This is a genomic window from Micromonospora polyrhachis (genome assembly GCF_014203835.1).
Classification (GTDB): domain Bacteria; phylum Actinomycetota; class Actinomycetes; order Mycobacteriales; family Micromonosporaceae; genus Micromonospora_H; species Micromonospora_H polyrhachis.
Genome location: NZ_JACHJW010000001.1, coordinates 5,733,342 through 5,748,237 on the forward strand (window position 1 = coordinate 5,733,342; position 14,896 = coordinate 5,748,237).

The window sequence follows — 14,896 nt, forward strand, 5'->3', positions numbered from 1 at the left end:
GTCGGCTAGCCGGTGCGGTGGCGACCGTCATGGCCATCACTCTGGCGAGCGAGATACCTGCGGCCGCCGCTCCTATTGATAAGTGGAAGGCACCGACCCCGAAGGATGTGACCGGGGTGGCGGTCGCACCGGTCAAACCCAAGGTGCGCCCGTCTTGGACAGCAGCAGGCAACGAGGTTAAAGGAACTCACAAGGTCGCCTGGCCAGTACCCGGCAAGGCATACGCCGATCTATCGCAATCATCCGCTACAGCGGCTGGCGAGGCAGGGGCGGTAGCCGGTAATCAAGCCGGCAGTTTGCCGGTCTGGGTAGCGTCCGCACCGTTATCCGCTGGCCAGGACGTGCAGCGCGGCATGGTTGGGGCATCGGGCGTTGTCGACCGGGTGGCAGTGGAGGTTGCTGATCGCGCCACCGCTGACCGTGCTGGTGTCTCCGGTCTGGTACTGAAGGTGAGCCGAGCTGATGGGGTGGTTCGAGCCGGCCATGTCTCAGTGAGCGTGGACTACTCGGCGTTTGCAGGTGCGTACGGCGGGGACTGGGCGTCGCGGTTGCGACTGGTGATGTTGCCCGATGGAAAACCCCTAGCATCGCGGAATGACACGCGCTCCAGCACGGTGACAGCCGAGGTGCCCTTGGCGGCTGACGGTGGTGCCACCATCCTTGCGGCGACCGCTGGTCCCTCCGGCGACAACGGTGACTACACGGCGACCAGTCTCTCCCCATCGAGCACCTGGCAGGTGTCCCAGCAGACGGGCGACTTTGCCTGGTCGTACCCATTGCGTATGGTGCCGGCGGTTGGCGGTCCAGAGCCCTCTTTGGGGCTGGCATATTCGTCAGGATCTGTCGATGGCCGCACGGGTGGCACGAACACTCAGGGCTCGTGGATCGGTGACGGTTGGGACATGTGGCCCGGGTACGTCGAGCGCAAGTTCAAGGCGTGTGCCGACGACAAGGACACAGAGCGAGGCCAGCAACCGAACAACAAGACCGTGTACGGCGGGGACCTGTGCTGGTTCAAGCCGGAGGGCAACGCCACCATCTCGCTGAACGGTCGGGCAACCGAGCTGGTCAAGTCTGCCGGTAACACGTGGAAGGGGGTATCCGACGACGGCGCGAAGATCGAATTGCTGAAGGACGCCTCGTTCGGCAATGGCGACAACGACGGGGAGTACTGGAAGGTCACCGCCATCGACGGTACCCAGTACTTTTTCGGCCGGAACAGCGGACCGGGCGGCGCGTCCGGTACGGCCGTCACGAAGTCGGTCTGGACCGCTCCGATCTACGGCAACCACCCGGATGAGCCCGGTTACAAGGCCGGCGACTTCTCTGGATCCCGTACCACCCAGGGGTGGCGGTGGAACCTCGACTACGTCATCGACCCGCATGGCAACACCATGACCTACTTCTACGAGCGGGAGTCTGGGGCGTACGGCCGGGAAGGCGATGTCGACAAGCGCACCACCTACGACCGGGGCGGCTGGCTGTCCCGCATCGAATACGGAAACCGTGCGGACGCTGCCGCGACCACCCAGGCAGCGGCCCGAGTCATCTTTGATGTCGCTGATCGCTGTGACACCAACTGCTGGACCGGCGCAGACCCGGTAAAGGCATCCTGGCTGGACACCCCGTGGGACCAGTACTGCAAGACGGCTCCGTGCACGGACCAGTTGGCACCGACCTTCTGGACCGCCAAACGACTGTCGCGGATCCGCTCCCAGGTGTATTCCGGCACGGGAGATGTGTACAACGAGGTGGAGTGGTGGACCCTTCGTCACACCTATCTACAGTCGGGTGACAACGAAGGTAAGCCGATGTGGCTGGCCGGAATTACCCGCACCGGCAAGGTGACCACCGCTGGCGGGCCGGAGGTAACCGACCCTGAGGTAGTGTTCGACCCGGGCACCGAGGCGTTGGCGAACCGGGTCGACGCGATGGCCGACGGTCGCTCCAACCTTTTCCGCTACCGGATCAACACCATCACCACCGAATCCGGTGCCCAACTCGCGGTGTCCTACTCCGCCCCCGAATGCGTCCGGTCCAGCCTGCCCACCGTGCATGACAACAACAAACGTTGCTATCCCCAGTACTACGCACCGGAGGGTGAAGAGCCAAAGCTGGACTGGTTCCACAAGTACGTGGTGACCCGTGTTGACGTATACGACAACACCGGCGGGTTTACGCACGAACAAACCAACTACGACTACCTCGACACACCGGCCTGGCACTACGACGACTCCGAACTCGTGGAGGAGAAGAAGCGCACGTGGGGCCAGTTCCGCGGCTACGGCAAGGTCCGCGTCCGCAAGGGACTCGAATCCGGTATACAAACTGCTACCGAGTATCTCTATCTGCGCGGCATGCACGGTGACAAGCAGCCTACTGGCACTCGTAATGTCGTGGTCACCGATTCGCAGGGCGAAGCCTTCGAGGATCACGAGGCCTACAACGGGATACTTCGCGAGGAGACGACCCTTCTCGGCTCCGGTGGAAGTTGGATCTACGGAACGATCAACACCCCGGTCCGGCAGGGGCCGACTGCTTCATCTGGCCCGTTGAGAGCATGGATGACCAACGTCGGCACGGTCCGTAACCGCACCAAGCTTTCCGGCGACGCCGTGCGTTGGACCAAGACCGTCACCACCTACAACAGTGACAACCTTCCAGTTCAGGTCGACGATCTCGGTGACGAGAACTCGGCGACGACCGACGACGACATCTGCGTCCGCACCGTATACGCCCGCAACTCGGCAAACTGGATGCTCAACCGGGTCAAGGAAAGCAAGACAGTCGGCGTCAACTGCGCGGCCGAGCCAGCTTTGCCAGGGGACGTACTGACATGGACCCGCACCACCTATGACGCGGAGACAAACGACTGGGACACGTATCTGCCGGTCAAGGGCAACGTCGCCAAGGTCGAGGAAGTCGATTCGTGGAGCGGCGCAACGCCGAACTGGATCACCACCTCCCGCTCGATGTACGACGATAACGGGCGGGCAACCGAGGCCTACGACGTGCTGGGGCGCAAAACCGCTACCACCTTTACACCCCTAGTCGCCGGACCCGTCGTCTCCGTACGTGTCGCCAACAACCTCGGGCACACCGCCACCGCGACCATGGAACCCGCATGGAGCCTGCCAGTCGCAACCGTGGATGATGCCAACGCTGCTCGGACCGACCTGGCCTACGACGGATTGGGACGGGTTCTCAAGGTATGGCTCCCCGGTCGTTCCAAGGCCAGCCACCCTAACGGCCCAAACAGCGAGTTCGCCTACCTGGTGCGGAACACCGCACCAACCGCCGTCACCATCAAATCTCTGCTACCGAGCGGCACCCAGGCATACCACACGTCGGTGACGCTGTACGACGGTCTATTGCGGCAGCGACAGACCCAGAGCCAGGCACCCGGAGGCGGGCGTGTGCTCACCGACACCGTCTACGACTCGCGTGGCCTGGTCGAATGGGCTTCCAACCCCTATTACGACAGCACCAACACACCTCCGAACACCACCCTTGTTGCCGGCCCAGGTACAGCAGCGATTCCCTCCCTTGTCTCCAATACCTACGACGAAGCCGGCCGGCTAACCAACGCAATCCTCAAGTCAGGCGTTAGCGAAAAGTGGCGTACGGTTACCTCGTACGGGGGAGACCGCACCAGCGTCACACCTCCCAGAGGCGGAACTGCCACCACCAGCATCACCGACGCTCGTGGCCGGACAGTGGAGCTACGCCACTACAAAAACCCCGCCGATGTAGGTAACGACACCCCTTCTCCCTTCGACAAAACCGAGTACGGCTACACCCGCCGGGGTGAACTCGCCAGTGTCACTGACGCTGCTGGCAATACCTGGCGGTACGTCTACGACCAGCGTGGTCGAAAGGTCAGAGACGAGGATCCCGACAAAGGAATCTCCACCTCGACCTACGATGCTGCGGGGCAGTTGCTCACCAGCACTGACGCGCGCGGCATCACCCTGGCATACACCTATGATGCGCTTGGCCGGAAGACCAGCCTCCGAGACGGATCCGCCACCGGGGCGAAGCGAGCTGAATGGGTCTATGACACCCTTCCCGGTGGGGTCGGAAAGATAACGAAGTCCATTCGATACGAACCCGCCGGCTCCGCCAACGCCTACATCAACGAGATCGCGGCGTACGACGCGGCAGGCCGTCCCACCGGTAGCAGGGTGACGATCCCCAGCAGCGAAGGTGGGCTGTGTGCAGCCGGCACCACCACCCCATGCGTCTATGACTACGCCACGACCTACCGGGCGAACGGGCAGGTTGCTACCACGACCCTGCCCAGCGCCGCCGGTATGGCGAGTGAACAGCTTTCCTTCGCCTACAACGACGTCGGCGCATCCGACTACTTCTATTCGACCGGTAACTTCGAGCAGGGTTACGTCTACTCGACGGCATACAACAAGCTCGGCCAACTAACCCAGCGTGTCCTCGGGGACTATGGCAAGCGGACGACCTTCAACTACACCTACGAGGAATCAACCAACCGACTGACCAACGCCTACGCCATTCCCGAGCAGAAACCCGAGATCTTCGACTTCACCTACAGCTACGACGAAGCGGGCAACCTAACCAGCATCGCGGACAGGCCCGAAGGCGGAGCCGCGGACACACAGTGCTACCGCTACGACTACCTAAGCCGGCTTACCAACGCCTGGACTCCGACGAGCGGTGACTGCGCCCCCGACCCGACAGTCTCCGAGTTGGGCGGGCCTGCCCCCTACTGGCACTCCTACACCCACGACGCCACCGGCAACCGTCTCACCGAAACCCGGCACGCCAGCAGCAACACCACCCGCACCTACACCTACCCTGCTCAGGGCGGTGCTGCCGGGTCCAAGCCGCATGCCGTTACATCGGTAGCAACCACTGGTGCCACCACCAAGACGGAGACCTACACCTACGACCAAGCAGGTAACACGCTCACCCGCCCCGGCGACAACGGTGACCAGACCCTAACTTGGAGCAAAGAAGGCCAGCTGGCGACCGTCACCGACACCACCGGGGCCAGCAGCTACGTGTACGACGCCGACGGCAACCGGCTTATCCGCCGGGATCCGGCAGGTTCGACCCTTTACCTGCCTGGGGGTATGGAGGTCCGGAAGCCGGAAAACGGCGCCGCCACCTCTACTCGCTACTACAGCCATGGTGGCACGGTTATCGCGATGCGCACCTCAGCCGGCACACTCGACTGGCTCGGCAGCGATCACCACAACACTGCCGAAGTCACGATCAGCAACACTAACCTGACTGTTTCCCGTCGTCGTACCCTGCCGTTTGGCGAAGGTCGAGGTACTCCTGTTGGCACCTGGCCAACCGTCATGGACAAAGGCTTCGTCGGCGGCACCAAGGACAACACCGGCCTAACTCACCTTGGAGCTCGCGAATACGATCCGACCCTCGGCCGCTTTATCTCTGTAGATCCAATCATGGATATCGGCGACCCGCAGACCTGGAATGCATACGCCTATTCCAACAACACGCCCGCAACTCTCACCGACCCCAAGGGGACAAGCCCCGAGGATGCCCAGTGGAGCGGGCTGCCGCCGGACAAGCACTCGCAGGAGAACACGGAGGCGAGGTACGGTAAGCCAGGTGGAAATAGGGAAGACCCCCACAATCCGAAGACTTGGACCGGGGAAGGTCCCGGAGGTAGGAAAGCTCCGTCGCGCGGCAATATGACAGAAGAAGTCTACGCCCAAATCGTGTATCGCACCCATCTATCCAACTTGGATTCGGTGCGGCGCCATGAGCTTCGATGGGCCGTCTTTTGTTACAACTACCCTGACTACTGCAAAGCGATGAACGATGCGCAGCAGGAGGTTGTCAACAACTTCTTGCTGGACGTAACGGGTATCTCTGACTACGTCGATTGTGCTAACGGCAGCATGTCGGGATGTGCCTGGGTCGCGATCGGCTTTGTCCCCTTCGGTATCGGTAAGGCTGGAAGGGCGGGTGATGTCACTGCAACAACGGCGTATCGCTTATACAAGGGGGCCTGTAGTTTCGGTGGGGACACCCTTGTTCTTATGGCTGACGGTGCCGCTAAATCAATTAGCGAGATTAAGATCGGTGACCTCGTCCTTGCAGTGGATCCGGAGACTGGGAAGCAGGGTCCTCGTCCAGTAACCCAACTGTGGATCCATGAGGACGAAATCGTCAACCTTGCAGTTGGTGGCGACCTTCTCGCCACCACCGAGAACCACCCGTACTGGAATGCTACCGACCAGCAGTGGCAACGAGCCGACGAACTCGACCAGGGTGACGTTCTGCTAACTGCCAGTGGTGGGCATGTCTTGGTGGGAGGGCTTGTTGACGGCTCAACCCGTATTGAGACGGCCTATAATCTTACGGTTCACGACATCCATACGTACTACGTGTTGGCGGGGAACACGCCGGTTTTGGTCCATAATTCCGGCGCAAATCCTTTCCCGGACAGGGATAAGCCGAAGGGGGCTCACGGGCAGCCGAAGCCGGATGTTGATGCACCTCATACTCAGCTGTACCGTGACAATCGGGGAAAGCCAAGCGAGTATAATGCGGCTCAAGAGTTCGACGAGAACGGCAGACTTGTGCGGCAAATCCATTGGTCCGACCACAGTGATCCGTCAGTTCACACAAATCCGCACCAGCATCCCTACGACCCCATTACTGGCAAACGGGGAGTAGCTATTCCTTTGGACGGTTTCTGTTGATGATCGAGTTTCGCATGCCAGCCTTTCGGATGGATGGTGAAATGCTTTCACTGTCCGAAGTCCTGCGTGAAACGCGGTCACAGAGATGGTCGTGGCGTCTTCTCAACTTTGAGGGAACCTCCAGATTGGAATCGAATCTCAATGTGCTTGAGTTGGAGGAGAGTATTCGTTCATCGATGGAGGGAATAAACTACTCCTGGGAAACTTTGCTCCTCTTTGCGGACGATGTGGATCAGCCCATCGATGTTAGTCTGGTGGCGTTCGATAGGGTTGATAGGTGTGTGCTGGTGATCGAGGTGAGGGACGGAACCTACTGGCGCATACTTTCTGATCAGTCGGATGTGAATTCTGTCGAAATAGCAACTAGAATTTCCCGTTTGGCCTAGTTTGTGTGTCGGGCTATTGTCTTGCCGGTTCGACGGGGGCAGGGCAATAGCCCGGATTTTTTTAGGCGGCGTTGCTTATCGTCAGTGAAGATTACTTCCGCCAGACTTTTCGAGCGACTCTGCGAGGATGTCGACCTATTCACGACTTGGGCTGCCGTGACGAGTTCAACGCTGCGGTCACCGCTGCCGTGGACTCGTATCGTGACGACGGCCTAACCGTCGACATCGAGCGGTAGTACGACACATTCGCCCAACGAGCGCGCTCTACAGGCGAGCGTTCGCACGTGACTTCATCGATATCGACTGCCGCGCTCCGATCCGGCCGCTACACCCGGGGGGCTCTCCTCGACCTCGCGCAACGCGCTGATCGCGGGTTCGACCGGCGCGTCTTCGCCGATGCTCTCGGGCAAGCCAACGTGCTCGATCCCGACGACTTTGCCCAGTACGGCGTGACTGGCCGGGCGCTGGACAACCTCGGTGACCGGTTCGCGGCGTCACGAACTGCTCGACGGGGAAGATCTCGCGATGGTTGACGACTCCGTCCTCTGACGTTTGGGACAACTGATCCGGTCGCCTCGTAGGCGTGTCGGTGAGGCGGTGACAACGGCAGAGCGGCCGCGACTCGGGCCGCACCGCAGTGGATCTGGCGGCGATGCTCACCGACGGTGGTGAGGCGATCGCCGAATGGCGGGGCTGCGTGACCAGTCCGTGTCCCGGTCGGGCTGGTCGCCCGACCCTAGGCGCGGCCGCATCGACATGGAGGCGGCGTTCGGCAGCACCCTAGTGATGGGAGGCCCGCTCTCATATGAGCAAGAATAATCGTGCAACTACTCTTGCTAAACAAGGGTTGCGCATGGCATCGTGGCGATCATGAGTGATGCTGAGGTTCGCCAAGTCACCGACTCCAAGGTGCTGGCTGCCGTGTCGCACCCGCTGCGGCGACGGCTGATGGACGTACTCAAGGTGGACGGACCGTCGACGGTGAGCATGCTCGCCGAACGCACCGGCCAGGCGGTGGCCAACGTCAGCCACCACATGAAGGTGCTCGGCGGGTGCGACCTGGTCACCGAGGCCCCGGAACTGGCCCGGGACCGCCGCGAGCGGTGGTGGCGGCTGGTCTCGCCCGGCCTACGGTGGGCCGCCGCTGACTTCGGCGACGACCCGGCCACCCAGGCGGTGGCCAGTGCCGCCGCGTCGCTCAACCTCGACCGGCACATGAGCTTGGCCCGGGCCTGGCTCGCCGCCAGCGAGGCGGAGCAACAGGCCTGGGGCGAGAGTGCCTTCGCCTCGGACAGGTGGCTGCGGTTGACCCCGGCCGAGTTGGCGCAGGTCGAGCAGGAGATCACCGGGGTGCTGAACCGGTGGGCCAGCCGCGAGCTGCCCGACGACGGGCAGCGGCGGGAGCCGGTCTTCCTGTTTGCTCACGGCGTACCGGCGCAGCCGTGACCGTCGTCGAGGCCGCGCCCGCGACGGGCGCCCAGCACCCCCGCCGCCGGGGCGGGTTGTTCTGGCATCGAGACTTCCGGCTGCTCTGGATCGGGCAGGCCACCAGCAAGTTCGGCAGCAGCGTGACGAGCGTGGCACTGCCACTGGTGGCGATCGCCACGCTCGGTGCGACCACGTTCCAGGTGGCGCTGCTGGCTGCCGCCACCTGGGTGCCGTGGCTGATCATCGGTCTGCCGGCCGGTGCCTGGGTCGACCGCCTGCCGCGCCGGCCGGTGATGGTGATCTGCGACATCGTGTCGGCGTTGCTGTTCCTCAGCATTCCGGTGGCCGCCTGGCTGGGGGCGCTGACCATCGGGCAGTTGTTGGTGGTGGCGCTCGGAGCCGGTACGGCCAGCGTCTTCTTTCAGACCGCCTACCAGGTCTACCTGCCGGCGCTGCTGACCAGCCAGGAGGTGCCGGAGGGCAACGCCAAGTTGCAGGGCACCGAGGCGGTGACCCAGGTCGCCGGGCCGGGGGCCGCCGGGCTGATCGCGCAGGCCTTCGGCGCGGTTCTGGCGTTGCTGGCCGACGCGATCGGTTTCCTGGTCTCGGCGGTCTGCCTGCTGGCGATCCGCGCCCGCGAGCCGCGTAGCGACGAGAAGCGTCGGTCGACCTCGTTGCGCCGGGAGATCGGCGAGGGGCTCCAGTTCCTGCTCCGGGACCCATACCTGCGGGTGCTCGCGGTCTTCGGCTCGGTGAGCAACCTCGGCCTGATCGGCTACCAGGCGATTCTGGTCGTGTTCCTGGCTGACGAGGTCGGGCTGAGTCCCGGTCTGGTCGGGGGACTGATCGGCGGGATGAGCCTCGGTGGAGTGCTCGGCGCGGTGCTGGCCACCCCGATCGCCCGCCGGTACGGTACGGCCCGTGGGCTGATTCTCAGTGAACTGGTGGCGGCACCGTTCGGGTTGCTCATCCCGCTCGCCGCCCCGGGGCCGCGGTTGGTGCTGGCGGTGCTCGGGGGAGTGATCCTGGTCGCCGGGGTGGTGGCCGGCAACGTGATCAAGGGCAGCTTCCGGCAGACGTACACCCCGCACTACATGCTGGGGCGGGTCACGGTCAGCATGCAACTGCTCAACTTCGGCACGATCCCGATCGGCGCGTTGCTCGCCGGAGCACTCGGCACTGCCCTGGGTGTCCGTCCGACAATGTGGATCATGACGGGTGGGCTGGCGTTGACCGGCCTGATCCTGCTGGTCGGACCGATCCGGCGGGACCGGGACCTACCGTCCCGGCCCGCCTCCATCGATCAGGCGTGAGCGGAACTCACATCGCCCGTACGTTGTCCGCCTGCGGACCCTTCTGTCCCTGGGTCACCTCGAACTCCACCTTCTGGCCCTCGTTGAGTTCCCGGTAGCCCGAGCCGCCGATGGCCGAGTAGTGCACGAAGACGTCAGGTCCTCCGCCGTCCTGCTCGATGAAGCCGAAGCCCTTTTCCGAGTTGAACCACTTCACGGTGCCGGTTGCCATGCAAATCTCCTCTACGGGTGGGCACAGAAGTCCTGATCTCCCCGGCCTCGCGACCGGTGATTGCCCACACGACAACGACAGTAGCCGGCCGGACGCGATACTGCCGGCAAGTTGGGCCGCATGCCGGTATGGGATATATCCCGGCTGCCGCCTTCTGTCGACCTTTTCCGGCATGCTGGACCGATGACGAGCTGTACCGCGTCGGCTTTGGCCGACCTTGAGCGCAAGGTACGGCCAGCACACCTCGGCGGCGACGACCGCCCCGGTCTCGACCGGCTCCGGCTCGGCGTGGCGTCCTCCGTACCCGAGATCCGGCTGCACCTGGCCGAGGACGCCATGGTGTGGTGGGCACGGATGGAGGCGGAGGCCGGCGAGGGCCTGACGCCGCCGTTCTGGGCCACCGCCTGGGCCGGCGGCCAGGCCATCGCCCGCTACCTGCTGGACCATCCCGAGACGGTCACCGGTCGGCGGGTGCTGGACCTGGCCACCGGCTCCGGGCTGGCCGCCATCGCCGCCGCCCAGGCCGGAGCGGCGACGGTGACCGCCAACGACGTCGACCCGTACGCGCTCGCCGCGGTCATCCTGAACGCGCGAGCCAACGACGTCTCCGTCGCCACCAGCCACGGTGACCTGCTCGACGGCGACGGCGGCGATGCCGAGGTGGTGCTCGCGGGGGACGTCTTCTACAGCGAGCCCATGGCGGAACGGATGCTGCCGTTCATCGAGCGGGTCACCGGACGGGGGGCCCGGATGTTGATTGGTGACCCGGGCCGGACGCACCTGCCCCGGGAGCGACTACGCGTGCTGGCGAGTTACCGGGCCTCGACGGCCGGTGCCTTCGGCGACTTCGATATCGAGCGGATGGACGTGTTGGAACCCATACGGTGACCGGCGGCTGCCGGTGCCGCTACGGCGGCAGTCCAGTACGTCCACTACTGCTCGGTCCGCACGTCCACTGCCACACAGCCAGGACGTCCGCTACTGCACAGCCAGGACGTCCACCACGAAGCGTAGCGGGCCGGGCACTCGCCCGGTGTCGCCGTAGGCCAGCTCGGACGGGATGTCCAACTGCACCCGGCTGCCGACCTTGACCCCGACCAGCCCCTGGTCCCAGCCCTTGATCACGCCGCCGGCACCCAACTGGAAGGTGAATGGCTCGGACCGGTTCCAGGAGGCGTCGAACTCCTTGCCATCCTTGTACGTCACGCCGACGTAGTTGACCGTGATGCTCTGGCCGCTGGCCGCCGTCGGACCCGTACCCTCGATCAGCGGGGTGACGGTCAGCTTGGTCAGCTCGCCCTCGCCGGCCTTGGGGGTCGGTCGGGTGCCCAGGGCCGGGTCCGCGCCCTCGGGCAGCGGCGGGAACGCGGAGGCATTGGCCCCGGCCGTGCCCGCCGAGGAGGCGAGGTTGTCGTCGCTCTCCGAACTGACCGCGCGTCCGATCAGGACGACGGCGGCGACGAGCACCCCGACGACCGCGACACCAGCGAGGAAGTTCGTGAGCAACTGCCGGCGGCGTTTCGCTGCTGCCGCCCGCGCCTTGGCGGCCTTTGCCGCCGCACGCTTCTCGGACTTGGTCAGCGGCGGCGCGCCGGTAGGTGGCGTTGCGCCCGTGGACGACTTCCCGCGGGGCGATGGCTTCGCACCGGTCGGTGCGGTGCGACTACGGCTCTGGACCCGATCGCTCATCTGATGTCGACTCCTCGCGCGCAGGGCAACGGCGATGCCGGGAGGGCATGCCCCGGGTGGATCACCCGGGCACACCGTACTCGGTCCCCGGCATGTCGCGAACCCCTCAGTTGCGAGGGATTGCCGTCGGCAAGGGTCATGCCTCTTCGAGCAGCTGGGCGTAGTAGGCCACGGAACGCTGGTACCGGGGCAGATGTGGTGCCAACGCGCCGAGCGCGAGGGAGACCGCAGCCCGCTCCCGACCCACGGTCGACCAGCGCCAGCGCCAGCGACAAGAAGGCGGCCAGACCCTATCCGTCGGGCCGGTGGAGGCCGGTGGCGGTCCGCCTGGACCGCGTCGCCGGGCCGGCTGGCATACTCGCAGCTCATGGTGCTGTCGCGTGGCTGGGCTTGGTTTCTCACCGCAGTGGGCGTGTGGACCTGGGCCATCTGGCCGAGGTTCGCCGTCGCGATCTGGAAGGACCCCCGTTCCTGGTCGGCCGGCGAGGTGGCACAGGGCAGTCCGACCAGTTTCCTCTGGATCCACGCGTTGCTGATCGCCGCGTCGCTGGCGATCGGCACCACCGTGGGTGTCCTCGGCGTACGTGGCTGGTGGGCGCAGCGTACGAGGACGACGACCCAGGGGTAGACGGGCCGCCGTGACGCACGCAGCCGGGCGGGCCACAGAACGCACCGCAGCCGGGCGGGTTCGGGGATCCCGGTAACCCGGTCAGACTGCGGTGGTCACCGTCAGCAGCGGGTCGGTGGTGACGACCAGGCGGTTCGCCGCCGCCTGCTGGAGTACGGCGTTCGCGCCGGCGTAGTTGCCGTACGTGTTGAAGCCCCACTTCACCTGTCCGACGGCGACGCCGCTGCCCACGTACACCAGGGGTGTCGCCGCCGTGGCCGCCGTGCCCTTGCGGGAGAAGAGGTTACCCCCGAAGGTGATCTGCGAACCGCCGGTGACGTGTGCCCAGCCCCGGTTGGCGGCGGTGCCGCCGGGGGCGGAGGCCGGCGCGTTCATCGCGCCCTTGAAGCTGACGTTCTGCACCACGATGCCGTCCCCGCCGCTGATCCGCAGCGCGGACCCGTGCACCGGGTCGGCGTTCTGCGCATCGAAGCAGGTGCCGCTCACCAGCAGGTTGCCGCCGCCCTCGACGGAGAGGTGACTGGCGGTCTGCCGAGCGGTGATCATGACGTGGCCGATGCTCGACTTCTCCATCCGGCTGCGGATGAACGGTTTGCCCGCAGTGGCCCAGGCGGCGAGGAACGAGTCCATGAAGGAGAACGCGTCCGTACCGAAGATCGAGTTCTCGGAGCCGGCCAGGAAGAACGGGGTGTCCGTACAGCCCTGCACGTGGGTGGGGCCGCTGATGCTCGTACCGTCGCCCCAGCCCCACCAGACGGTGGCGAAGTTCTTGAACCCGCAGCCGTGGAAGTTCGACATCCACAGCACCTTGCCGGTGTGCGTGGAGTTGCTCGGGTCGTTCTTGGTGATGCAGTGCGTCGAACCGCCACCCTGCATCTGGATCCAGGCGACCGTGACGTCGCGGGGCGAGTTGTCCGAGGGGTAGCCCTGACTCGGTTGCTCACCGGGGAACACGAACATCGAGCTGCCAGCCCCACCGGTCCAGTTCAGCACGGTGGCCCGGGAATACTCCCGGGCCGGGGCGGACTTGCCGCCGAGCAGGGCCATCCCGGAGAAGAGCTTGATCGGGGTGGAGAACGGGTACTGCTTGGCATCGAAGAGCACCGCCGGGGTCGGCGCGTTACCGGCCTGGGAAAGGTGCCAGGCGTTCATCGCTGCGATCTTCTCGTCGACCGTCGCGCCGGTGAAGAACGTGTCGAAGTAGACGAGCCCGGCGTCGGCCGTACCGTCCGCGAACGGGGTCTCCGCCACCGCACCCCGGGCCACGCCGGCCAGCCCACCGGCACCAGCCAGGCCGCCGACCCCGACCGTCGAGCCCGCGACGAACGCTCGCCGACTGACCGAACCCCGGTCCCACACCGTGACCACCCCCGCCCGCATCGATATCGTTCCACCCCCTGTACATGGTGCACCATCGATGTGATCTGCGTGGTCCATCCGGCCGTAGTCGATACCAGCGCCGTCCGACCCTGGTGGCAGTCGGCCGCGTCCGAGTACGGTCAGAGCCAGCCCCGGGTAGCCGCCTCGACCCCGGCCTGGAACCGGGTAGTGGCCCCCAGCCGGTCGATGACCGACGCGATCCGACGGGTGGCGGTGCGGGCACTGACCCCGAGCTGACGGGCGATGGCCTCGTCCTTGAGGCCGGCCTTGAGCATTCGGAGCAGGAGCAGGTCCTCGTCGCTCGGCTCGTCGTCCGCCGGCTGCTGCGCGCCGAGCAGTGGCGTAGCCCGTTCCCAGTACGCCTTGAACAACTCGACGAGTGCGTCGAGCAGGCCGGAGGGGTGGATCAGCGCGAGATTGTCGTAGACCCCGCCGGTGAGCGAGACGAGGGCCATCCGCATGTCCATGATCCGCAGCTTGAACGGCAGCTCGGGCAGCATCCGGGCCTGCTCGCCGGCCTTGGCCAGCTCCACCAGCACCTCGAACCGGCCCGGCCGTCCCAGGGACTCCGGGCAGTACACGCTCCGGATGTCCACCCCCTTGGCGATCAGATCCTCGGTCTCGGCGATCTCGGCCTCGTTGGTGTCTGGAATGCCGGCCACCTGCTTCATGTACGGCGGCCGGTCGAGCACCCACAGGTGGGTGCGTACCGACTGGGTGAGTTCGTCCACCCGACGGTTGACCGTCTCCTGCCCCGACAGCACCTCGATCCAACGTACGGGATCGCGGAGTCGGGCGGTCTGGAACAGCCGGGCGAGATCCGCCGTTGCGGCCCGTACGCCGTCCAGCGCGGCTTCCGTCTCCAGCCGTCGCCGGGAGACGAGTGCCGTGAGCGCCGTCTCCGGACCGATGGGCTCGTATCTGCCGGGAGCGATCCGTCGGAGTAGGCCGAGCCTGGTCAGTCGGGCGACGACGTTGCGGACCCGGGAAGGGTTGACGCCCAGGGTGCCGGCGATCGCCGACAGTGGTTCGTCGGGCCGCCCGAGGAGGAGACGGTAGACCTCTTCGTCGAATTCGCTGATGCCCACCGCACCCAGCACCGGCTCGTTCCGCACGTCTCACCCGACCCATGATCGTGTCGCTCGGGC

The 14,896-nt window shown here is 65.2% G+C and carries 11 protein-coding genes and 1 pseudogene; 7 read left to right on the forward strand and 5 right to left on the reverse strand.

What is annotated here, in order from left to right; genetic code table 11:
- Positions 1 to 29: 29 nt before the first annotated feature.
- From FHR38_RS25430 to FHR38_RS25450, 5 genes and pseudogenes are all read left to right on the forward strand, one after another.
- A complete protein-coding gene (locus tag FHR38_RS25430) occupies positions 30 to 6,713 on the forward strand; it encodes a polymorphic toxin-type HINT domain-containing protein (RefSeq protein ID WP_184537022.1) in 6,684 nt (2,227 codons plus the stop codon).
- Positions 6,713 to 7,099, forward strand: coding sequence for a hypothetical protein (locus tag FHR38_RS25435; RefSeq protein WP_184537023.1), 387 nt, complete (start codon positions 6,713 to 6,715; stop codon positions 7,097 to 7,099). Before FHR38_RS25430 ends, FHR38_RS25435 begins: the two co-directional genes overlap by 1 nt.
- Before the next feature lie 90 nt (positions 7,100 to 7,189).
- Positions 7,190 to 7,632, forward strand: a pseudogene (locus FHR38_RS33335) (nucleotidyl transferase AbiEii/AbiGii toxin family protein); the annotation flags it as partial.
- Between the two features lie 337 nt (positions 7,633 to 7,969).
- Positions 7,970 to 8,545 carry an ArsR/SmtB family transcription factor gene (locus tag FHR38_RS25445; RefSeq protein ID WP_184537024.1) on the forward strand — a complete coding sequence of 192 codons (576 nt, stop codon included), beginning with the start codon at positions 7,970 to 7,972 and terminating at the stop codon, positions 8,543 to 8,545.
- On the forward strand, positions 8,542 to 9,840 hold the full coding sequence (locus FHR38_RS25450; RefSeq protein ID WP_312882404.1) for an MFS transporter: 1,299 nt from the start codon (positions 8,542 to 8,544) through the stop codon (positions 9,838 to 9,840). The genes FHR38_RS25445 and FHR38_RS25450 overlap by 4 nt, the downstream gene beginning before the upstream one ends.
- Positions 9,841 to 9,847: 7 nt before the next feature.
- On the opposite strand, the gene FHR38_RS25455 is transcribed toward FHR38_RS25450, so the two are convergent.
- Entirely contained in the window at positions 9,848 to 10,051 is a 204-nt protein-coding gene (locus tag FHR38_RS25455; RefSeq protein WP_184537025.1) for a cold-shock protein, read from the reverse strand.
- A 183-nt stretch (positions 10,052 to 10,234) separates the two neighbouring features.
- Here FHR38_RS25455 and FHR38_RS25460 point away from each other — a divergent pair, with 183 nt between their 5' ends.
- Entirely contained in the window at positions 10,235 to 10,939 is a 705-nt protein-coding gene (locus FHR38_RS25460) for a class I SAM-dependent methyltransferase (RefSeq protein WP_184537026.1), read from the forward strand.
- A 90-nt stretch (positions 10,940 to 11,029) separates the two neighbouring features.
- Here the strand turns inward: FHR38_RS25460 and FHR38_RS25465 are convergent, their stop codons facing one another.
- Both FHR38_RS25465 and FHR38_RS33340 read right to left on the reverse strand, forming a co-directional pair.
- Positions 11,030 to 11,740: an FKBP-type peptidyl-prolyl cis-trans isomerase gene (locus FHR38_RS25465; RefSeq protein ID WP_184537027.1), complete on the reverse strand. Its 711-nt coding sequence runs from the start codon at positions 11,738 to 11,740 to the stop codon at positions 11,030 to 11,032.
- Positions 11,741 to 11,876: 136 nt separating this feature from the next.
- Positions 11,877 to 11,987 (reverse strand): tetratricopeptide repeat protein, encoded by a 111-nt coding sequence (locus FHR38_RS33340; protein ID WP_312882405.1) that lies wholly within the window; start codon positions 11,985 to 11,987, stop codon positions 11,877 to 11,879.
- 120 nt (positions 11,988 to 12,107) lie between these two features.
- Here FHR38_RS33340 and FHR38_RS25475 point away from each other — a divergent pair, with 120 nt between their 5' ends.
- Positions 12,108 to 12,368, forward strand: coding sequence for an SCO4848 family membrane protein (locus FHR38_RS25475; RefSeq protein ID WP_184537028.1), 261 nt, complete (start codon positions 12,108 to 12,110; stop codon positions 12,366 to 12,368).
- Between the two features lie 81 nt (positions 12,369 to 12,449).
- Here FHR38_RS25475 and FHR38_RS25480 read toward each other — a convergent pair whose 3' ends face one another.
- Complete coding sequence (locus tag FHR38_RS25480) at positions 12,450 to 13,748, reverse strand: hypothetical protein (RefSeq protein ID WP_184537029.1); 1,299 nt, start codon at positions 13,746 to 13,748, stop codon at positions 12,450 to 12,452.
- A gap of 119 nt (positions 13,749 to 13,867) precedes the next feature.
- Positions 13,868 to 14,863: a LuxR C-terminal-related transcriptional regulator gene (locus FHR38_RS33345; RefSeq protein ID WP_221449181.1), complete on the reverse strand. Its 996-nt coding sequence runs from the start codon at positions 14,861 to 14,863 to the stop codon at positions 13,868 to 13,870.
- Positions 14,864 to 14,896: the final 33 nt, after the last annotated feature.